The sequence below is a fragment of the Butyrivibrio sp. genome (assembly GCF_017433805.1).
GTDB lineage: Bacteria > Bacillota > Clostridia > Lachnospirales > Lachnospiraceae > Butyrivibrio.
The window spans coordinates 64,733-86,410 of sequence record NZ_JAFRGN010000040.1 but is presented as its reverse complement, the minus strand read 5'-3'; the positions used below and the strand labels follow the sequence as shown (position 1 = coordinate 86,410).

Below are 21,678 nucleotides of genomic sequence, written 5' to 3'. Positions count from 1 at the left end.
GAAATGAGAACTATTGATAAGATTTTTGATGTTGAATTTAAGTTTGGGGATGTAAAGATAAAGTGCTTTGACATTCTGGTGGCTATTGTACTGACTACACTGGGAGTGATGTTCAGATTTTCCCTGTATGATATTGAGTCTGGAGATTACGTGAAAGCCTTTGCGGATTGGATGAAAGAGTGTCATGCAGCTGGAGGCTTTGCATACCTTGGAATCAAGCCTGGAGTATCTGATGCCAGTACTTTCGATTATAACTGCATGTTTCAGTATCTGATCGTATTACTGCACTATATTGGCGGTAATGGAGCTATAGCTGATATGTATCTGGTTAAGACCTTGTCAGTAATCTTTGACTTTGTCTGCGCAGTTAACCTTGCAAGGATTGCATACCATGTATCAGGCAGAAATGTGCAGAAGTCTATGCTTGCATATTTCGCAGTGCTGTTTCTTCCAACTGTTGTGCTCAACAGTGCAGCCTGGGCTCAGAATGATTCTATATACACAGCTTTTATTTTGTTATCCCTTTTACATGTGTTAAAAGGGAATGATTTCAGAGTATTTCTGTATCTGGCTATATCCTACAGCTTTAAGCAGCAGGCAATTTTCTTTGTGCCATTCATTATCTTGATGTGGCTTAAGAACAAGATTAAGATCAGATATGCTTTAGTGGTTCCAGTATTCCATGTTGTCTCTATGATTCCTTCAGCAATCGCTGGAAGAGAATGGGCTGACCTTCTGGGAATCTATGGCAACCAGGTTGAAATGTTCACAAGACTTTCAATGAACTATCCAAGTATATATACAATAATAACATCCGATCTTGATAAGAACGTAAGGCGCCTTATTATCAAAGGTGGAGTATTGGCAACTGTAGTTATCTTTGGTATGATTGCCTACTATATGTACAACAAGAAGTTCGAGATTACCGATAAGTTTATGATAACTCTTGTTATATTTACAGCTGAGCTCTGTTGCTTCTGCCTTCCTGTTATGCATGAGAGATACGGATATATGCCTGAGCTGCTTGCAGTAGTTTATGCTCTTTATAGCTACAAGAGACTTCCTGTATGTGCGTTCCTTCAGGTGATTTCAATGATCACTTATACCAGATATTTATTTGGCTCTACAGTTACATACCTGTGGCCACTTACTGTTGCTATGCTTGTTATTATCCTTACTGTAGGCTATGACCTTTATAAGCAGATGCAGATTCCGGAGGAAGCAAATGCCTGATTTTGACAAAAAGATATCGGTTGTTATTCCTGCATATAATATCGAAGACCTGCTTGGTAAATGCGTTAAATCCGTTGCTTCACAGGATTATCCTTCAGAGCTTTTGGAGATAATTGTTGTGGACGATGGTTCTTCTGATGGCACAGGGAAAGTGGCTGATGAGCTGGCAGACAGATATGAGAATGTGACTGTTTATCACAAGGAAAATGGTGGCTCCAGTAGTGCCAGAAACCTTGGAATAGGGCATGCCACAGGGGACTATATCGGCTTTGTGGATAGCGATGACTTTGTTGATTCTCGTATGTACAGCAGCCTTATGAGCGCTGCTCTCGAGTACGATGCTGATATGGTACAGATTTCCAGGGATGAGATATCAGAGGATGGCACTAAACGCCCTGATGTTGTGATTCCTCCTTCCGGAGTTACAGTTATTGAGCCCAGGGAGCATTTCAGAACTCTTCTGATGCACACGGGCGATGCTTCTTATTGCACCAAGCTTGTTAAAAGAGCTCTTTTTACAGAGGATATGTTGTTTCCTGAGGGCGAACTTAACGAGGATTTCTATTTGATGATCCACATGCTGGGGAAGGTCAATAAAGTGGTTATTCTTCCTCAGCAGTATTATCACGTTTTCTACAGACTTGGCAGTAACAGCCGCAGAAAAGTTGAAGATAGGGACTATTTTCCATCTGTATTTACTGATATTGTGCGTAATGCGGATGTTGTACTTGAGCTTGTTAAAAAAGAGTTTCCAGAGCTGGAGAGCGTAGCTAAAAGATTTGGTGCTGTTCAGAGACTGGATTATCTTTTGCATATCCCTGTGTCCAAGATGACCAGAGATAACACGTTCTACATGGATGTTGTCAGGAATATCAGATCCAATATGGGAGAGATACTTGGCAATGAGTATTTGACTGGTAAACAGAAGGCGTATTTATTTATTCTTGCTCCTGCACCCAGGTTTGTGCGCAGGCTCCACGCCTTTGTAAGAGGTTTGAACTGATGAAGAAATGTGGCATATTACTCATTTTTGTGCTTTCAATAATAGTGAATATATACTTCGGATTCCAGAAGTCCGGATTTCATGAGGATGAGTACTATACCTATTATTCTTCCAATAGAACGGCTGGCCTCTATCAGCCAGACAGAGAGTGGCAGGATAGGCAGACTATACTGGATGAATTCGTAGTAAGACCAGGGGAAGGTTTTAACTATGGGCTTGTTAAGCTCGTTCAGTCCTGGGATGTTCATCCGCCGCTTTATTACATGATCTTTCACACTATCTGTTCATTAGTACCTGGCGTGTTCACCAAATGGACGGGTGTCATAACTAATCTTATTGCATTTGTCTTAGCTTTCTGGGTGATGCATCTTATCATGAAGCGCCTTAAAACACCATGCTGGCTAGAAGCTATAGCTTTGCTGTTCTATGGAGTAAATCCTCAGACTATTTCCAGCAATATGCTCATCAGAATGTATGCATGGCTTTCGCTGTGGGTAGCCCTTTGTGCTTATTTTCATATCAGGCTGATCCAGGATTATTCTCTCTATGGGGATAAGGCCAATACTGGTAAAAGAGATATGAAGTCTGCGCTCAGAGCTTATGCTTCATATATGCTGCCTGTCATGGTTACTTCGTACCTTGGCTTTTTGACACAATATTTCTACATCTTTTTCTTTGTGTCCATTGGAATTGCATTTACTGCTTGGCTAATATTTTGGAAAAAGAATGTCAGATATGGTCTGATATATGTGGCAAGCTGCGCTATATCCCTTGGATTAGCAGTCATAACTTACCCTGCAAGCATTCACCATATGCTAGGCGGATACAGAGGAAATGAGGCAGCTGGAAGCCTGTTTGATATAGGAAATACGATTATGAGGCTATCGTTTTTTGCAGGTCTTCTTAATGACTTCGTATTTGCTGGATTATTTATTCTGGTGCTCGAGGCGATTCTTATTGGACTTGGCATCAGAATTTACCAAAAGAAGACCATAGCATTTACGCCTGACCTTGTGATACTTATCATCGGCACAATCGGATATTTCCTCATTACCTCCAAGACAGCACTTCTCGTGGGTGCTGCTTCTAACAGATATGAGATGCCTTGCTACGGGCTTATTATCTTGATTACTGTGATTCTGTTGCAGAGGATATGGAGATTTGAAGACGCTCAGGGAAAAGAGAATTCTGTAGTACCTATAATTGCTGGTGTTCTGGCTAGTGTTTTTGTATTAGTAATATTGGTAAAAGGAATATGTATTGATAACCGCGTATTGTTCCTCTATCCTGAGGATACAGCTAAGATTCAATACGCTGCTGATAACCACGATCAGGTGGCAGTAGTAATGTTCAACCCAGCCACTCCTCATAACATATGGCGCCTCACAGATGAACTCTTGCAATATGATAAAGTTTTCTATATGGATGTGGAGAATTCCAATAATATCGAAGATTCTGAGATTGTTAATGCTTCAAAGATTATCCTCTATGTAGCTGATGATGATTATCAGGACAAAGCAATCACTGACCTTAAAGAGGCTACGAGGAAAACGCAGATTATGCCACTTTTTACTGAGGATATGTGGAACTCCTATGAATTAGAATAAAAAAAGCGCACGGAATCATATCCGTGCGGCTTTTAATATTAAGCGTCTAAATCATAAACATAGATTGTATAAGGACTGCTATCGTCTGTGTAAGTGCCGACAAGTTTGATTCCAAGCTCATCAGCATTTGATAACTCGATTCGTGAGAAAATATATTTACAGTCAAGGCTCTTAAGTTCGTCCATGTTTACCACGAGTCTCTTGTCAGTTACCTCAAGATTTCTCAGAGGAGCATAAGTATTCTCATCTGATCCAGAGTACAAACTTACTCGCGCTCCCCAGCCCTCGAAATAGGACTTAAGTGAAGGTGAACCTTCAAGAGCTGGCTCGATGATACTGGTCCATTTATCTTTGTACTCCTGAGCATACATTCCAAGATAACCATCCACAGTAGCAATTCCATTGTAGTTCAGAACTGCTGGGTGCATACCGTAAGCAGCAGACCACTCGCCATTATAATCGATATCATCTATTATTTTATCGAACAACTTGGTTGAGTAGAATTCATTGTAGTTAACATAAGTTGTGTCACGATGCTTGATTATCTTAAAGGCCTGATTGTAACAGGTGTAATAGAAGTCGTTATATACCTGAGGAACAAACATTACAACAAGTACTGCCAGAGTAACTATTACATTAGCAAGAAGCTTGAGATTCTTTTTGCTATAGTCATACATTCTGATACAAACAAGCAGTAGCTCAGCGTACCACAGGAAGGTATTAAAGTAAGCAGTTCTTGCAAACTCGAAGCCTGTAAGTGGTGGAACCAGAAGCTCAAACAGATGTCTGAATGGAGCATACTGGTATAATCCAAAAATCAGAACATTGAAGAGAATCCAGAGCATAACCAGATTGATAGGATCCTTCAGGATCTTGTTTGCTTCTTTATTTTTGATATAGATTGCATTAATAATAACAATTGCAATCAATACAACGCCTAGAACTACATAGGTATGAGAATCCTCAGAATGGAAGGAAGCATCAGCAAATTCTGTAAGAGCTGTGAGTATTGCCTGTCCAAAACTGATATCGCCGTGATCCATTGTAGTTCTGATAGTAACAGTATCAGTGAAGAGCATTTCTTTGAACAATCTGTATTCAAAGATAATATATCCAGCTGAGAGAATAACTATTGAAGCAAAAGTGCTCTTAGGAAAATGCTTATCCCTTATCCACAGAATGATTACAGCTACTACCATGTAGGAAAGAATAAAGAATCCGTGGTAGGAGAAATAAGATAACAGTGGATATAAAAATACTCCAATATAGTACGGAAGTCTCTGCTTAAAGTTATCTGCAAAGTACAGCTTTCTGAGAAGCAAAATAATAAATGGAACAGAAGTAAAGGCGATTCCATAGGTAGGGAATACAGGAATCATTCCATAAGCTGCAGCAATTACAATAATAAGAGGCTTGTACTGCTCGTAGTGATCCTTGTACACATCCTTGGCCAAAAGGATAAAGGATATCATACCAACTGCTATTTTGGCTGCGTAACCGGCAAGGTATGCCCAAACGCCAGGAAGCAGAATGTAGAAGAGATTGTAGATCAGGAATTCGGACCCGAATAAATCTCTTGGAACACCGTGGAGAATAGGAGCATCAGCGCCCTGCTTAAACCACAGCCCTGCTTTTTTGAGCATCTCATAGTGAGCCATAAACAGATCCAGGTTATCGTGAATCTGGAAATAGCTTTCGCCTCTAAATATAAGGAACACTGCGGCCTGAATAGCCAGCAGTGTTCCTGTTAAATATACGTACCAATACTTTTTAAGAGTATTTGTCTTTGTCATGACTCGTAATCTTCTCCTACAGTGAACTTAGGTGTCCATTTACCATCAATCTTTTCGAAGAGATCTCTATTTACATACTTATCAACTACTTCCCAGAACTCTTCCTTGGTGATTGATAAGTATTTGCATGTCTGCTCGATGTACTGTTCACCACAGCCACCATCGTACTCATTGACATACCACTTGCCGTCTTCTCTGCTGAAACGGCCTTCTCTGATGTCGTAGCAGATCTCATCTGTTGCATATCCGAAACCAAACTTGAGATACTTGATCATCTGGTTAGGAATCTGAAGGTCGCAATCAAGTGCTGTATATCTTCTGTAACGGCCAAGATCGTGAAGGTTACCACTTCTGCCTGTAAGGCCTCTAGCTACTGCAAAGTCTGCATTTGTAACCTGTGACCATTCCTTTGTGTAGTACTGAAGGAAGATAGCTCTGATTCCCTTAGCCTGCATCTCCTCAACAGTAGGAATCTTGTAAAGGAACAGGTCTTTTTCTGTGATGTTATTAGAAAGATCTACAAAGCTGTCAACGCTTGCGCCACGGATTGTTTCAAGCTGCATTACTGAGAATGCATTACCTGTAGCTTCCTGGTTCTTGGCAGCGCCAAGTGTAAGTGCTGCGTTCTCACCCTGGATAATAAGAGGAATATTGAACTTAACAGCCATGATATATGATGATGCCCACAGACAGTATTCAGAAGCAGCAATAATGTTACCTCTCTCAAAGAATGACTTTCTGGCGAGCTTCTTGGCAACAATAGGATTAGGTCTGATAGAAATGATATCAAAACCAAGATTGTTGAGGTTCTCGATGTTCTTGCGACCAATCTCTGTTATCTCATCTGGCATACAGTTGATGAGAAGAGGATTAAGTCCAAGTCTTTCTTTTGCATAAACAGCCTGGAATGTAGAATCCTTACCGCCTGATACACCGATGATACAATCATAAGTGTTACCACGCTTCTTGGCTTCTTCCTTAGCTTCTTCAGCAAATGATCTGAGCTCAGCTTCACGTGCTGCCCAATCGATAGTTGCCTTAGATTCTTCATAACGGCAGGCAAAACAAATCTGTTCGTCGTCAAAAACAATGCCTGGTCTGGTGTCTGGCTGCAGGCAACGCTTACAATATCGCATTTTCATGTGCGTTTTCTCCTTTATATACGGTAAAAAATAAATCGATTTAGTATACTACTAAATAATAAGGTAAGGCAAGTGGATGACAATGACAGCGTTTGATTATATAATAAAGGGCATGAAAAGGGATAAAACTAACAGGCGAGTATATATTTGCCACACTTATTATCACGTCTATATTTCAGTGGTAAAAGAGCTGATCAGAAGACGTGAGAGCAACGGAAGTGCTGATATTATTCTCAGCACAATGTCCAATAACTTTGAGAGTCTTGAAGATAGGCTTTCTAAGTCTGGTGTATTTGAGAATATCTATACTTACGATGAACAGGAAGATGTTACCTCAGAGGAAGTGATGAAATATCACAGGGATAGAGGAAACATCGTCCTTAATTTGATGCAGAGAATTAAATATACTAAGCTCCTTGGTAAGCTTCAGGAGGATTACATACCAACAGATATTTCAAAATACAGCGATGTATATGTTTTCTGCGATTCTGATCCTATCGGATATTATCTTAACTACAAAAAAATACATTATCATGCCGTAGAAGATGGCCTTAATTCAGGACTTTTGGATGATCAGGCCAGGAATGCCAACAAGGGTGCATGGCCACTTAAAAAGGCTATGGCCGGTATGGGACTTATTTTCATCGAGAGTGGCTACAGCAAGTACTGTCTTGACTATGAAGTAAATGACATAAAGGCCAACCATAGTCTTCCTCCAAATGTTGTAGAGATACCAAGAGAAGGAATGAATAGCCAGCTGACAGTAGATGATCACAGAGTTCTGGTAGAGATATTCCTAACTGATCCTGACAGATTAGTAAGCCAGCTCCTTGATAAGAGTGAAGCTGATGCAAACAAACCAAATGTTATGATATTAACTGAGCCTCTGTGCGAGCTTGATGTCAGAAGGCAGATGTTTGCAGATATAGTTAACGATTACAAGGACAATTACAGGGTTATCATCAAGCCACATCCAAGAGATCTTCTGGATTACGAGAAGGAGTTCCCCGGAGTTGTGGTTGTCAAGGACAGATTCCCGATGGAAGTTTTGGGGGATATTACAGGATTTAAGGTAGATAAGCTTGTATCAGTCATCACACAGGTTGATAATGTGTATTTTGCTGAAGAGATTGTTTACCTGGGACTGGATTTCCTTGATAAGTATGAGGATCCTAGCATTCACAGGAAGACAGAGCTTTTAGACAAGTGAGTATTAAGGAGTAAATATGCAGCTTAGGCGCGCTACGATGGATGATGCTCTCGATGTGCTTACATGGCGTAATGATGAGACCACAAGGAAGAATTCGTTTACGCAGGAAGAGATATCAGAGGAAAATCATCTGAAATGGTTCAAAAGAAAACTGGATGATAATAACTGTCTCATGTATATCCTTGAGGATGAAACTGGCTCTTTAGGCAGTATCAGGTTGGATATTACAGACAAGATTGCTGAGATTAGCTATATGATAGCGCCTGCAGCCAGGGGAAAGGGACTAGGCAAGGAAATAATAAAGCTCATAGACAATGTTCCTGAATTAGAGACTGCAGTAACTGACAACAGAATTCAGAGTCTTGTGGGTTTTGTGAATGAGGACAATGTAGCATCAGCCAGATGCTTTGAAGAAAACGGATACACCAAGCTGATCGCTGGTGATATCAGATGTTATATTAAGAATTTGTGGAGTGAGTAATGTTTAACGACAAGATCAAGATTGGAAATAAATACGTTGGAAAAGACCAGAAGACCATGATTGTTGCAGAGCTTTCTGGTAACCATAACGGCGATTATAACAGAGCAGTGGAGATCATTCATGCTGCTGCAGAAGCAGGAGCAGATGCTGTTAAGCTGCAGACTTACACCGCTGATACAATAACGATTGATTGTGACAAACCATGGTTTATGACATCAGAGGGAAGCCTTTGGGAGGGCAGAACACTTCATGACCTCTACAAGGAAGCCTATACACCATGGGAGTGGCATGCTGGCCTCATAGAAGAAGCTAATAAGCTTGGCCTTGAATGCTTCTCTTCACCTTTTGATTTCACAGCAGTAGATTATCTGGAAAATCTCAATGTCCCTGCATACAAGATCGCAAGCTTTGAGATAAATGATATTCCTCTTATCAGGAAGGTAGCCAGTCTCCACAAGCCTATTATTTTTGCAACAGGAATAGCTTATGAAGAAGATATCAGGCTCGCGCTTGATACCTGCAAGGAAGAAGGAAATAATGACATCATTCTCCTTAAGTGTGTAAGTGCATATCCTACACCTTATGATATGGTCAACCTCAGGATGATGGAGGACCTTGCAGAGAAATATGAGTGTATAGTAGGCTTGTCAGACCATACTCCTGGAAGCGTTGTAGCAACAGGAAGCATAGTCCTTGGTGGAAAGATGATCGAGAAGCACCTTACACTTGACCGTTCTGCTGGAGGTGTTGATGATGCATTTTCTATGGAACCAGCTGAATTTGCTGAGATGGTTCGAAATGTAAGAATAATGGAGCAGGCTCTTGGACAGAAAGAGTACGCTATATCTGATAAGCAGGCTTCTGAGAGAAGACTTAGCAGATCCTTGTTTGTAGTAAAAGATATCAAGGCAGGAGAAAAGCTTACTCCTGAGAATGTCAGATCTATCAGACCTGGAAATGGCATGCACACCAAGCACTATGAAGAAGTACTTGGAATGACTGCTGTAAATGATATTGAGAAAGGAACACCACTTAGCTGGGATCTTATTAAATAACTAGAGATATGATTGGAATCAGAGCAGACGCCAACAGCATAATAGCAACTGGTCATGTAATGAGGTGTATCAGTATAGCCAAGGCTGCCAAAGAACTAGGGGAGGAAGTGACTTTCTTCCTGGCAGATCAGGAGTCCCTCAGACTTTTTGAGAGTAGTACTTCTGAAAACGAATTCCAGGTTGTTGTACTTGGTACCGATTGGCAGAATATGGAAGGCGAACTGGATATTCTGACCAAAGAGCTCAGGGAAAGAGCTATTAAGACGTTGCTTGTGGATTCTTACAGTGTGACCAGGACATATTTTGAGAAACTAAGAGAAATATGTAAAGTGGCTTATCTGGATGACCTTAACAAGGAAGCTTACCCTGTAAATATGCTTATAAATTACAGCGGTTATTCTTTGAATATGGACTATACCGAAGGCTACAAGGATATGACTGGATATAATGATGAGAAAACTGTCTTATATCTTGGCCTTCAATATGCACCACTCAGGGAACAGTTCTACAAAGAAACTCCTGATTCAGAAGTAGATAAAGACATAGTAGATTCTTTTGCCAGAAAAGATAAAAGACACGTGCTGATAGCAACTGGTGGAGCAGACATGTGTGGTATGCTGATGCCACTCATAGATAGAATTATTTCCGGAGAGCTTGAGGATAAAGCAATCTGGCATGTTGTAATAGGTGGATTTGTTGAAAATGCTGATGCCATTATCAGGAAGGCACAAGGGCATGACAGTATAGTGATACACAGAGCAGTTCAGAATATGGCATATCTTATGAACAGATGCGATCTGGCTGTTATGGCAGCGGGAACTATGCTGACAGAGTGCGCTGCCTGTGGACTTCCTACAATCTTTTATCAGGTGGCTGACAATCAGAAGTTCAATGTTCAGTACTGGGGAAATTCTGAGGGAATGACCTTTGCAGGTGATGTTTCTGAGAGTGACACAAAGAAAACATTTGCTATTGATAATGTAGAGAAAGCGCTTATCGAAAGGCTGTCAGATACTTCGCAGCTTGATAAGCTGTCAGCTAGTCTTAAGAGAATTACCGACGGAAAAGGCGCTATTCGTATAGCTAGGGCGCTCATGGGGGATTTATGAAACTAAGTATAATTGTTCCTGTATATAATATGTCCAAGGACAATAAATTGCAGTTCTGCATGGATTCCCTTACTTCGCAGAATCTGGAAGATTTTGAGATCATTGCAGTTGATGATTGCTCTACAGATAACTCGCTTGAAATACTAAAGGATTATGAGAAGCGATTTCCTGGTATAGTCAGGGCTATCCACAGTGAAGTTAACAAGCATCAGGGCGGAGCCAAGAATATAGGAATCCGCGAAGCTCAGGGTGACTGGATTGGCTTTATTGATGCAGATGACTGGATTGATCCTGACATGTACAGACTTATGCTGGAAAAGGCAGATCATACGGGTGCAGATATGGTGGGCTGTGATCTTACACTTGTCACAGAGCACACCTATCAGGTCTCTGATGAAATAGAGAAAAATGGAAATGCTTCTTTGTCTGGTCCACTTGACCACGACAGGAAAAAGCAGCTTATTTTGGACGGCGGAAGACTTGTAGTTAAGATTTATAAGAGAGCCACTATTTTAGAGAATAAGCTATTTTTCCCAGAGAACATCTTTTACGAAGACAACGCAATGAGCAATTCTTATCTGCTTACTGCAAGTCATTATGAGTACATTGAAAAGCCGTGGTATTACTACTACCAGCATGGCAGCTCCACGGTTCACTCTTTTTCCGAGAGGATGTGCCAGGACAGGATGGAAGCGGGACGAATAATGCTGAGCGAGGCCAGAAGACTTGGATTTTTCAATGAGTTCAGGTCGGAGATAGAGTTTATCTTCACACAGCTGTTTTATGTGAATACTCTTTTTACATATATGCCTTGTGTTAAGCCGGCCAGGATATCTTTTGTCAGGAAGCTCACAAGAGAAATGCTTGAGACATTTCCTGATTTTACCAAGAACAGCTATTATATAGACAGGGTTAATCCTGAGGAAAAGAAGCTTATAAATATGGCCTGCAGCTCTGCAGTGCTGTTTTATGTATATTACAGGCTCCTATGGGGTTATAGAGGTTTGAGAAAGAGGTTTGGAAACAAGAAATGAAAGCATTAGCACTTATTACTGCCAGAGGCGGCAGTAAGAGAATACCAAGGAAAAATATCAAAGACTTTAATGGTAAGCCAATAATAGCTTATTCCATTGAGGCAGCTCTTGGTTCCGGAGTATTTGATGAAGTAATGGTATCTACCGATGATGAGGAAATTGCAGAAATATCAAGATCCTATGGAGCACAGGTGCCATTTCTTAGAAGCGAAAAGACATCTAATGACTTCGCCACAACATCCGATGTTATAAATGAAGTTATAAGCGAGTACGAAAAACGCGGTCAGAAGTTTGACATCATTACCTGCATTTATCCTACAGCCCCTTTTATTACATCCGAGAAATTAAAAAAAGCTGTAGAAGACCTTGAAAGCTCTGATGCCGACTCTCTTATTCCTGTGGTTAGATTTTCTTATCCTCCACAGAGAGCAATGGAAATACAGGATGGAAGGCTTGTGTTCAGACAGCCGGAGAATCTTACAGCAAGATCTCAGGATCTGACACCACATTATCACGATGCCGGACAGTTCTATGTTACCAGAACAGAGAGCTTTCTTCGTACCAACAGCCTTCTGATGGGCAGCATAATACCGCTTGAACTTTCAGAACTGGAAGTTCAGGATATAGATAACGAAGTAGATTGGAAACTTGCGGAACTTAAGTATAACCTGATGTATTCTTGATAAGAGGATGACAAATGGAAAAGAAAAAGATCTGGATCAAGGCCAACGGAAATGGTGAAGTAGCAACTGGACATATCAGACGCTGTATGACTATTGCCAGCGAGCTGATAAGTCATGGTATGGATGTGGAATTCATATTATCAGATGAGTACAGTGCCAATGTGCTTATAACCTTATCTGATCAGGAAGATGCTGCTTTCGACGCCAGGATTCTTCATACAGTATATTCTGAGCCCATGGGAGATATTCCCGTGATAGCAGATATAATAAAGGATGATGCTCCGGATTTCTTTTTGGTGGACTCTCCATTTGTAACCCCTGAGTACGTTCAGGAGATCAATAAGCTCTTTGCAGGTAGCAATCACAGTATCAAAACGGGATACATTGACGATTACAATAAAAACGATTATCCTGTGGATTTAATAATCAATTATGATGTTTCTGGGCCAGAAGATATCTACAGTGCGCAGATAAAGCTTTTGGGCGGTCAGTTTGCGCCTATTCGCGCAGAATTTGGACAGACAGAATATGTTATAAATCCTCATGCTAAAAGAGTATTTCTTTCTGCTGGAGGAACAGACTCAAATTATGTCCTTGGAGATATTCTCTCTGAGATATATGAAGCAGACAGTCCATGCAGGAAGGTTCTTGATACCAAGGGACTTGGCTGCGACGTGATTGTTGGGGCATTGTTTGATGCTGATTATAAGAGACAATTACAGGAAATAGCAGACAGACATAGCGCCATTACCCTGCACAGCGGCGTTGGCGATGACATGGCCGCTATAATGAGTGGTTGTGATTTTGCTGTTTCAGCTGGAGGAGCCACTTTGTACGAACTGTGTGCAGTTGGCGTTCCTACGGTAATATTTAGTGTGAACGACAGCCAGGCTGAGTTTGCTAAGGGCTTTGATCAGGCCGGCGCTGGCAAATATGCCGGTGATGCCAGAAATGATCACAGACTTGTTCAGAAGATAGTGACCTGGGGAACTGCTGCGGTAGATAATCCGGGCTTCAGATCCAGAATGAGTAAAAAGGCCAAGGAAATCGTAGATGGAAAGGGCACAGAAAAAATAGTGGATGCCATAATACAGCTTATGGCCTGAACCACTTGGAAGGACATATATTATTTATGCGTAAGATTTTTAAGAAGATAAACGTTCTTTTGGATAAAAGACAAAAGACACAGATGGTAGGAATTGTTTTCCTGATGCTTATTGGAGGTATTCTCGAATCACTGGGAATTGCCATGCTGGCACCTATTATGCAGATCGTCGTAGACCCTCAGAAGGTTGAGGAGAGCAAATATCTTTCTGCTATGTACCATGGACTTAACTTATCAACAACTACTCAGCTTGCAGAAGTGATCATGGGTGGTCTTATCCTTGTCTTTATCATCAAGAACCTTGTTCTGTTCCTGATAAACGTTGTTCAGCTTAAGTTTACATACACTAATCAGTTTGCTACATCAAGACGTATGATGATCAACTTTATGCAAAGACCATACGAATACTATCTGAATGCTGATACCAGCGTAATTCAGCGTAGTATCACCTCTGATGTTAACAATATGTACGCTCTGATCCTTAGTATTCTACAGCTTACAAGTGAAGTTATCGTATTTATCTGCCTGGTAGCCTTCCTTCTGAGAATGGATGCCATGATGACTATCACCATAGCAGCTCTTTTGGTTACAGTACTTCTCATTATTAAGTTCGTGATCAAGCCTGTAATGGTCAAGGCAGGAAAAGACAATCAGGATTTCTACAGCGGACTTTATAAGTGGATCAATGAGTCTGTAACAGGAATCAAAGAGATTAAGATCGCTAACAAGGAAAACTACTTCATTAACGGTTATGCTGATTGCGGAGCTGGCTATGTATATGCAGTTCAGAAGTACAATCTTTATAACTCAACACCTAGATTGTTGATAGAAACAATTGCTGTTGCCGGAATGATCGGATATATGCTGATCGTTATGATGAGTGGAACATCTCTTACAACACTGCTTCCACAGCTCACAGTCCTTCTTGCTGCAGCAACAAGACTTTTACCAAGTGCTAACAGAATTAACAACTACCTGACATCTATAGCATATTTTGAGCCATTCATGATGAATGTTACAGATAATCTCCAGCAGGAGATCCATGACGGCTCAGTTTCCTATGATGTTGCAGATTACAGGAAAAAGACAGAAGTTACTAAGCTTCCTGTGACTAAAGATATCGAGATGACTGATATTTGCTACAAGTATCCAAATACAGATTCCTATATCCTGAACAAGGCCTGCATGAGCATTCCTGTAGGTAAGTCAGTGGGAATCGTTGGAACCTCCGGAGCAGGTAAGACTACTATTGTAGACGTGCTTTTGGGCCTTCTTAAGCCTGAGAGTGGCAAGATTTCAGCTGATGGCACAGATGTAATGAGTAACTACAAGGGATGGCTCAAGAATATCGGATATATTCCACAGACTATCTTTATGGTGGATTCAACAATCCGTAAGAATGTGGCATTTGGCTACGCTGATGATGAGATTGATGATAACAAGGTATGGCAGGCTCTCAGAGAAGCTTCCCTTGATGAATTTGTTAAGAGTCTTCCAGAGGGACTTGATACTCAGATCGGTGAAAGAGGAATCAGACTTTCTGGTGGACAGAGACAGAGAATTGGTATTGCAAGAGCTCTTTTCGAGGATCCTGAGGTTTTAGTACTGGATGAAGCTACATCTGCTCTTGATAATGAGACAGAGGCTGCTATCATGGATTCTATCAACAAGCTTCATGGCAGAAAGACTTTGATCATTATCGCGCACAGACTTCAGACAATTGAGAAGTGCGATATGGTTTACAGAATAGAAGAAGGAAAAGCGGTTCGTGACAGATAACTGCAGTTGGAGGCGTAATGTCTGGTGGGGAAAGTCTGAGTAAGACAAAGAAAAAGAGAAATGCTAATTTTGAATTGCTGAGAATTGTGGCTATGCTCATGATTCTGGTACTTCATTATAATTCGCATGCGAATGTTTTACTCCAGCTTGGAGTACCTGCAAACAGAGTTCAGATATTTGCTACAATTCTGGAAGGCTTCTGTATTACAGGACTTAATACCTATGTTTTTCTTAGTGGATATTTTCTTTCCAAGTCCAAGATTAAGCCAGGCAAGATCATTCAGCTGATCTGCCAGGTGTATTTCTATACTATTTTAATATCAGTTGCTATGATGATAGTTGGCATATATGTCGTACAGACAAACGACTCAGTATTCAAAACGGTTCAGTATCTGTTCCCTATTTCATCTGAGCATTACTGGTTTGTTACTGCATACATCATCATGTATGTTTTTGCTCCTATCATGAATGCTGCAGTAGAAGTGTTGTCCAGAAAGCAGCTCAAATGGACCATACTTGGTTTACTGATCTGGTTTAGCTTTATTAAGAGTATCGTGCCTGTAATGTTTGTTACAGACCATTTTGGATATGACTATGGTTGGTTTTTATGCCTGTATCTTATAGCAGCATATGTCAGAAAGTATGACATAGTGCTGTTCTATAACGCCAAAAGAAGTGCATTGGTGTTTGTAATCTCATGTCTTATGATCGGATTTATGAGCATTGCAACCTACCTCTATAATCTTAAGTTTGGCGGTCTGAATTATTACGCAGAGGTTCCAATCCATCTTAACTTTATCTTTACTCTTACTGGTTCTCTTGGACTGTTCTCTATGTTCAGGTTCTACCAGATGAGAGAGAGCAGATTTGCTGATGTAGTCAGATTTGTTGCGCCACTTACTTTTGGTGTGTACCTTCTCCACATGCATCTGGAGATCAGGGACAGATGGGTTATATGGCTGACACATCTTCTGGGAGATATTCCTACAGGAAGCATTATCCTGTATGTATGGCATCTTGTCAGATCAGTGATAATCGTTTTTGCAGCTGGTGTATTTGTGGACTGGATCAGAAAGATGATCTTTGACTATGTGGGAAGAGTTCTGCATGATACCTGGCTTTTTAAGAAAATAAGACAGTGGGATAACGACTTATGTTAAAAAATATCAGATGCTACTTTATGCGCTATAAGGGACTTCAAAGCCCTCTGGAAAAGTACTTTTTTCCACTGGTTCTGTTACTGTACCCACTTATAGGTGTAAATGCCGGCCTTGATATATCTGATACCATGTATAATCTGGCAAACTACCAGTATATAGACCACATTTATCCTATGTGGATGTTCTCTACTTATCTTAGCAATGTGACAGGCAACATAATAATGCATCTTCCATTTGCCGGAACAATGCTTGGCTTTAGCGTTTACTGTAGTTTCCTGATAAGTCTTATAGCATTAGTGGTATATTATAGCCTTCAGGATTATATGCCTGGGTGGATGATCTTTATTGGGCTTTTCATAGCAGAGAGCCTTTCCTGGTGCCCAAGAGTAATCATGTACAATTACCTGACATATTTATTTTTCACTCTTGGAACAATCTTTTTGCTCAAGGGAATGTTTGCATGGGACAGACAAAAGCTGTATCTGTTTCTTGCTGGTGTATGCCTTGGACTGAATGTAATGGTAAGGTTTCCTAACGTAGTAGAAGCGGGAATGATTCTTGTATTATGGTTTTACTGTGCTATTACAAGAGTAGAATTTGTAGAAGCAGCTAAAAAGACTGGCACATGTATATTGGGCTATCTGGTAGGAATGGGAATGCCTTATATAATAATAAGTGTTATTCATGGCCCGACAGCGTACTTTGATATGATCGCAAGCCTCTTTGGAATGACAGAGACTGCGTTAGATTACTCATCAGGTGGGATGCTGGGCCTTATCCTTTCTGGCTATACATCGGCAGCTTCTGCGATGATAGTTCTGATTCCGTGTCTTATGGCGGGCTTTGTTATGTTCCTTTTACAGGAAGATAGATTTGTATGGATAAAGAAGCTTCTATTTTGCCTTGGACTTTTGGTACTTGTAAGATACTATTTTGCCAAGGGCGTATTTACCAGAAATTACTTTTACTATGACAGTATTTTCAAAGCTGCAATGATGTTTGTGATCATAGCGCTTATACTTGCAATAGTTGGCAGCACTGGCTTTTTGAACGGAAGTAAACAGGAACAGTCCCTTGCATTTGCTGTCCTGATGATAGTACTGATAACACCTCTTGGAAGTAACAATTACACCTATCCGGTTATCAACAACCTGTACATAGTAGCCCCTATAACTCTTTGGCTCATGAGAAGACTTATGCAGAGGCTTGGAGAGAGGGAATACAACTTTGCATGGCAGAGTATGATAACAATGGTTATCATTGTGGTTATAGTTCAGGGAATCCTTTTCCACTGCAACTTTGCCTTTGTTGACGGCGCAGATGGACAAAAGAGGGATACGGTATCCACAACTATTCATAAGGCAAAGGGAATGGTTTCAACTAAGGGTAATATAGAGACTCTTGAGGAACTGGCTGTTGTAGTAGAAGATGCAAGAGAAATAGACAACCGCGTGATATTATTTGGCGGAGTACCGGGCCTTGCTTATCTCTTCGATCTTGAGCCAGCTATTGGAACTGTATGGCCTGACCTTGACAGTTATGAGACAGAGCGTTTTGACAGCGCGCTTATGGAACTTTCAGTTTCAGAGAATCCGACACCTATGATCATTATTGGCAAGGATATGCAGGACTACGCTAATATTGATGCTAAGTATGATATTTTATTGGACTATATAGATAATCACGATTATAATAGTGTCTTTGAGAGCGAAAGATTTATTGTTTTTGCTGGTAATGATAGAAAGTGAGGATTAGTATAATAACTATGGAAGAGACTCAGAAGAAGGACATTTTTGACAAGATCATGTCACTCCCTGTCCTGAATATATTTGAACCATTTTATAAGAAATACAAGGAAGGTCTTATGTACCTCTTTTTCGGAGGATTGACTTTCTTTTTGAGCATTTTCCTGTTCTGGTTTATGGACAGTGTGATGCACCTTAATGAGGTAGTTAATAACTCTATTGACTGGGTAATCTGTGTGGCATTCCAGTTCTTTACCAACAGAACCTGGGTGTTTGATGGCAAGGTAGAGACCAAGAAGGATTTCTTCAAACAGGCTGGAGCTTTTACAGCAGGAAGATTATTTACTCTTGTAGTTGAGGATGTTCTTATCTTTATTTTCATTACCCTTATGGGCCTGCCCAAGATGCCAGTCAAGCTTGGAGCTACATTTGTTGTAATCGTGCTCAACTATATCATCAGTAAGCTTATTGTTTTCAAAAAGAAAGACTGATTGACTACAGGTATTTTACTTGGAGGACTAATTTATGCGTATAAACTTTAACGTACCACCTTTTACAGGAAAAGAATTTGATTACATAAAAGAGTGTGTAGAGAACCAGAAGATCTGTGGTGATGGTCCATATACAGCTAAGGCTAATGAGTGGATTGAGAAAAAGACAGGCGTAACCAAGGCTCTTCTTACAACTTCATGCACACATGCAACTGAGATGTCAGCAATCCTTGCTGGTATCAAGGAAGGGGATGAAGTAATCCTTCCTTCTTACACCTTTGTTTCTACAGCGAATGCATTTGTACTTCGCGGAGCCAAGGTTGTATTTGTTGATATCAGACCTGATACAATGAATATTGATGAGAACCTGATCGAGCAGGCTATCACATCCAAGACAAGAGCAATCGTGCCAGTTCACTACGCTGGTGTTGCCTGTGAGATGGATACAATCATGGATATCGCCAAGAGACATAACCTCTATGTTATCGAGGATGCTGCTCAGGGTGTAATGTCTACTTACAAGGGCAAGGCACTTGGAGCTATCGGTGATTTTGGTAACTTTAGTTTCCACGAGACCAAGAACTACAGCATGGGAGAAGGTGGAGCACTTCTTCTTCGCGATGAGAAGTTTGTAGATGATGCCATCATCATCAGAGAAAAAGGAACAAACCGTACTCTTTACAAACTGGGTAAGGTTGATAAATACAGCTGGATCGAGCCAGGTTCATCCTATCTTCCAAGCGAGATGAACGCAGCATATCTTTATGCTCAGCTTGAGAAGGCAGATGAGATCAATGATGCGAGAATGGATCACTGGAACAGATACTTCGAAGCCCTCAGACCACTTGAGGAGAAGGGACTTATCGAGCTTCCTGTTGTTCCAGAGGGATGCGTTCACAATGCTCACATGTTCTACATTAAGTGTAAGGACCTTGAGGAGAGAACAGGACTTATTAATTACCTTCAGAGCAATGATATCCTTCCTGCTTCTCACTATGTACCACTTCATTCTTCCAAGGCAGGACTTATCTACGGTGAGTTCAGAGGGGAAGATAAGTACACAACCAAAGAGAGTGAGAGACTGCTTAGACTTCCTATGTACTATAAGCTTACTAACGAAGATCTTGACGAAGTAGTTATGAGAGTCAAGGAGTACTACAAGTTTAGCTGAGCAGTAGCCTATTCTAGAAAACTAACATGAGTTGGGGCGATTATGAAGAAGTCACAAAAGTTTATTAGCATAATAGTATCCGCTGTGGCAGTACTAGCTGTAATGGTAGTGACACTTGTGTTTGGTGACTATTTTTTCGACCTTAACGACGATGTTTTGATGAGAGATATTCTCTCAGGCGCCTATACAGGTACGCCTGAGGGGCACAATATACAGATGCTGTATCCAATTAGCTGGTTTATTTCTCTTTTGTATAAAACGGGAATAAACCTTGACTGGTACGGCATCTTTTTATGTTTTATCCAGTATTTATGTTTGTTCCTGATACTACAGGCGCTTGTTTCGAGAATTGCGGATTTCAGGAAAAAGCTTCTTTGTGCAGTAAGCATTGTGCTGGTTTGCCTTGGATTTTTCTGGCCTCATTTATTATTCGTTCAGTACACAGTTGTATGCGGACTGATGTCTGGAACAGCAGCGCTTCTGATTCTGACAGCAAAAGAGGACAAAAAGAACAACATTATTGCAGTTGTACTTATTCTGGTAGCGTATCTTATCAGATCTGAGATGCTTCTTTTAACTCTGCCTATGGTAGGCGTGGCTATTCTTATCAAGTGGGCATTATCGAGAATCGAGTATTCGAAGGATATATCAGTATCTCACGTGGGTGAAAAGAAAGAGCTATTCCGTAGATACCTATGTCTATGCCTTACTCTGGTGTTGGGACTTGTGATATGCACAGGGCTCCATAGACTGGCCTATTCCAGAGCTGACTGGAAAGAGTTCAACAGATTTTTTGACAACAGGACTGAGCTTTATGATTTCCAGTACATTCCTGATTATGCAGAGAACAAGGATTTCTACGACAGTATAGGCCTTTCAGAAAGTGAGCAGCAGCTGCTTATCAACTACAACTTTGCTCTTGATGATGAGATAAATGCAGATACACTTGGTGCTATAGCTGAGTATGCAGCAGGAACCAAGAGTGCGGAAGAGCCATTTGCCAATAGGCTTCGCAGCGCAATCTCTCTTTATGTTTATAGAATGCACTACGTGGCTGCTCCAATTACCTATGAATATCCAATGACAGACTATCCATGGAATGTTGGAGTTATTCTCTTGTACCTGGCGGTGATAGCAGGTCTTTTCATTGGCCATAAGAAGGATGGACATTACATCAAGATAGGGTGTCTTCTTACTGTAACTCTTATAGCCTGCAGATCAGCTTTGTGGCTGTATATTATTATTCGCGGAAGAGATCCGATTCGTATCACACATCCTCTGTATCTCATCGAGATGGTGATCTTAACCGGAATGTACCTACTGGTTACAGCTAAAGAGGATAAAGCCGAAGATTCCAGGCTTGCAAAGACATGGATCGTTGCAGTATTATTGGCAATTGTCGGCATAGTAACGATTCCTATGCAGAGTAGCGTTATAACCAAAGAGAATGCTTCAAGACAGGCAATGCTTGATAGATACGAGGCTTTATACGACTATTGTGCGAACAATAAGGATTCGTATTATTTTATAGATGTTTACACAAGTGTATCTCTAGGGGAAGCGGTAGAGGGAGATGTAGCTACTTTCTCGGAGAAGATGTTTGTAGGAGTAGACAACAGCTTTGCCAACCACGACCTTTTGGGAGGTTGGGCATCCAAGAGCCCGGCATATGAGGATAAGCTGAGAAGAGCTGGCTTTTCAAATGTTCAGGATGCACTATTAGCTGAAAATGCATATTTTGTCCAGAATAAGACCTATGAGACCAAATGGCTTACAGACTATTATCTGGAAAAGGGCATCGATATAAATATCAGTGAGATAGATGAAATTGCAGATGCTTTTGTGATTTATAAGTTAGAAAGAGTTAATTGAGATGA

General features: G+C 40.8%; 18 protein-coding genes. 16 read left to right on the top strand and 2 right to left on the bottom strand.

Annotated features, from left to right (window positions below; translation table 11 throughout):
• Positions 1 to 3: 3 nt before the first annotated feature.
• The 3 genes from IJI01_RS10565 to IJI01_RS10555 are packed head-to-tail and all read left to right on the top strand — an operon-like array spanning position 4 to position 3,843.
• Complete coding sequence (locus IJI01_RS10565) at positions 4 to 1,233, top strand: hypothetical protein (protein WP_292189873.1); 1,230 nt, start codon at positions 4 to 6, stop codon at positions 1,231 to 1,233.
• A complete protein-coding gene (locus tag IJI01_RS10560) occupies positions 1,226 to 2,236 on the top strand; it encodes a glycosyltransferase family 2 protein (RefSeq protein WP_292189872.1) in 1,011 nt (336 codons plus the stop codon). The genes IJI01_RS10565 and IJI01_RS10560 overlap by 8 nt, the downstream gene beginning before the upstream one ends.
• Entirely contained in the window at positions 2,236 to 3,843 is a 1,608-nt protein-coding gene (locus IJI01_RS10555) for a hypothetical protein (protein WP_292189870.1), read from the top strand. Before IJI01_RS10560 ends, IJI01_RS10555 begins: the two co-directional genes overlap by 1 nt.
• A gap of 38 nt (positions 3,844 to 3,881) precedes the next feature.
• Here the strand turns inward: IJI01_RS10555 and IJI01_RS10550 are convergent, their stop codons facing one another.
• Positions 3,882 to 5,636 (bottom strand): DUF6044 family protein, encoded by a 1,755-nt coding sequence (locus IJI01_RS10550; RefSeq protein WP_292189868.1) that lies wholly within the window; start codon positions 5,634 to 5,636, stop codon positions 3,882 to 3,884.
• Positions 5,633 to 6,778, bottom strand: coding sequence for an N-acetyl sugar amidotransferase (locus IJI01_RS10545; protein ID WP_292189866.1), 1,146 nt, complete (start codon positions 6,776 to 6,778; stop codon positions 5,633 to 5,635). Before IJI01_RS10545 ends, IJI01_RS10550 begins: the two co-directional genes overlap by 4 nt.
• Positions 6,779 to 6,860: 82 nt before the next feature.
• Between IJI01_RS10545 and IJI01_RS10540 the strand changes: the two genes are divergently transcribed.
• From IJI01_RS10540 to IJI01_RS10480, 13 genes are read left to right on the top strand one after another with little or no spacing between them, the layout of a single operon-like run.
• A complete protein-coding gene (locus tag IJI01_RS10540; protein WP_292189864.1) occupies positions 6,861 to 7,988 on the top strand; it encodes a glycosyltransferase family 52 in 1,128 nt (375 codons plus the stop codon).
• Between the two features lie 16 nt (positions 7,989 to 8,004).
• The gene (locus IJI01_RS10535) at positions 8,005 to 8,469 is read left to right on the top strand and encodes a GNAT family N-acetyltransferase (protein WP_292189860.1); all 465 of its coding nucleotides are present in this window, start codon (positions 8,005 to 8,007) and stop codon (positions 8,467 to 8,469) included.
• Positions 8,469 to 9,524, top strand: a complete 1,056-nt coding sequence (gene pseI, locus IJI01_RS10530; RefSeq protein ID WP_292189857.1) for a pseudaminic acid synthase — start codon at positions 8,469 to 8,471, stop codon at positions 9,522 to 9,524. Before IJI01_RS10535 ends, pseI begins: the two co-directional genes overlap by 1 nt.
• 8 nt (positions 9,525 to 9,532) lie before the next feature.
• Positions 9,533 to 10,633 (top strand): UDP-2,4-diacetamido-2,4,6-trideoxy-beta-L-altropyranose hydrolase, encoded by a 1,101-nt coding sequence (pseG, locus tag IJI01_RS10525; RefSeq protein WP_292189854.1) that lies wholly within the window; start codon positions 9,533 to 9,535, stop codon positions 10,631 to 10,633.
• Complete coding sequence (locus IJI01_RS10520) at positions 10,630 to 11,667, top strand: glycosyltransferase (RefSeq protein ID WP_292189850.1); 1,038 nt, start codon at positions 10,630 to 10,632, stop codon at positions 11,665 to 11,667. The genes pseG and IJI01_RS10520 overlap by 4 nt, the downstream gene beginning before the upstream one ends.
• The gene (pseF, locus tag IJI01_RS10515) at positions 11,664 to 12,350 is read left to right on the top strand and encodes a pseudaminic acid cytidylyltransferase (RefSeq protein ID WP_292189848.1); all 687 of its coding nucleotides are present in this window, start codon (positions 11,664 to 11,666) and stop codon (positions 12,348 to 12,350) included. The genes IJI01_RS10520 and pseF overlap by 4 nt, the downstream gene beginning before the upstream one ends.
• A gap of 14 nt (positions 12,351 to 12,364) precedes the next feature.
• Positions 12,365 to 13,456, top strand: a complete 1,092-nt coding sequence (locus IJI01_RS10510) for a PseG/SpsG family protein (RefSeq protein ID WP_292189846.1) — start codon at positions 12,365 to 12,367, stop codon at positions 13,454 to 13,456.
• Positions 13,457 to 13,482: 26 nt separating this feature from the next.
• A complete protein-coding gene (locus tag IJI01_RS10505) occupies positions 13,483 to 15,234 on the top strand; it encodes an ABC transporter ATP-binding protein (RefSeq protein ID WP_292189844.1) in 1,752 nt (583 codons plus the stop codon).
• A 17-nt stretch (positions 15,235 to 15,251) separates the two neighbouring features.
• Positions 15,252 to 16,394, top strand: a complete 1,143-nt coding sequence (locus tag IJI01_RS10500; protein ID WP_292189842.1) for an acyltransferase — start codon at positions 15,252 to 15,254, stop codon at positions 16,392 to 16,394.
• Positions 16,388 to 18,142, top strand: a complete 1,755-nt coding sequence (locus IJI01_RS10495; protein ID WP_292189839.1) for a hypothetical protein — start codon at positions 16,388 to 16,390, stop codon at positions 18,140 to 18,142. Before IJI01_RS10500 ends, IJI01_RS10495 begins: the two co-directional genes overlap by 7 nt.
• Before the next feature lie 17 nt (positions 18,143 to 18,159).
• Complete coding sequence (locus tag IJI01_RS10490; RefSeq protein ID WP_292189836.1) at positions 18,160 to 18,630, top strand: GtrA family protein; 471 nt, start codon at positions 18,160 to 18,162, stop codon at positions 18,628 to 18,630.
• A gap of 34 nt (positions 18,631 to 18,664) precedes the next feature.
• Positions 18,665 to 19,801, top strand: coding sequence for a dTDP-4-amino-4,6-dideoxygalactose transaminase (gene rffA / locus IJI01_RS10485; RefSeq protein ID WP_292189833.1), 1,137 nt, complete (start codon positions 18,665 to 18,667; stop codon positions 19,799 to 19,801).
• Positions 19,802 to 19,843: 42 nt separating this feature from the next.
• Complete coding sequence (locus IJI01_RS10480; RefSeq protein ID WP_292189830.1) at positions 19,844 to 21,673, top strand: hypothetical protein; 1,830 nt, start codon at positions 19,844 to 19,846, stop codon at positions 21,671 to 21,673.
• Positions 21,674 to 21,678 lie beyond the last annotated feature (5 nt).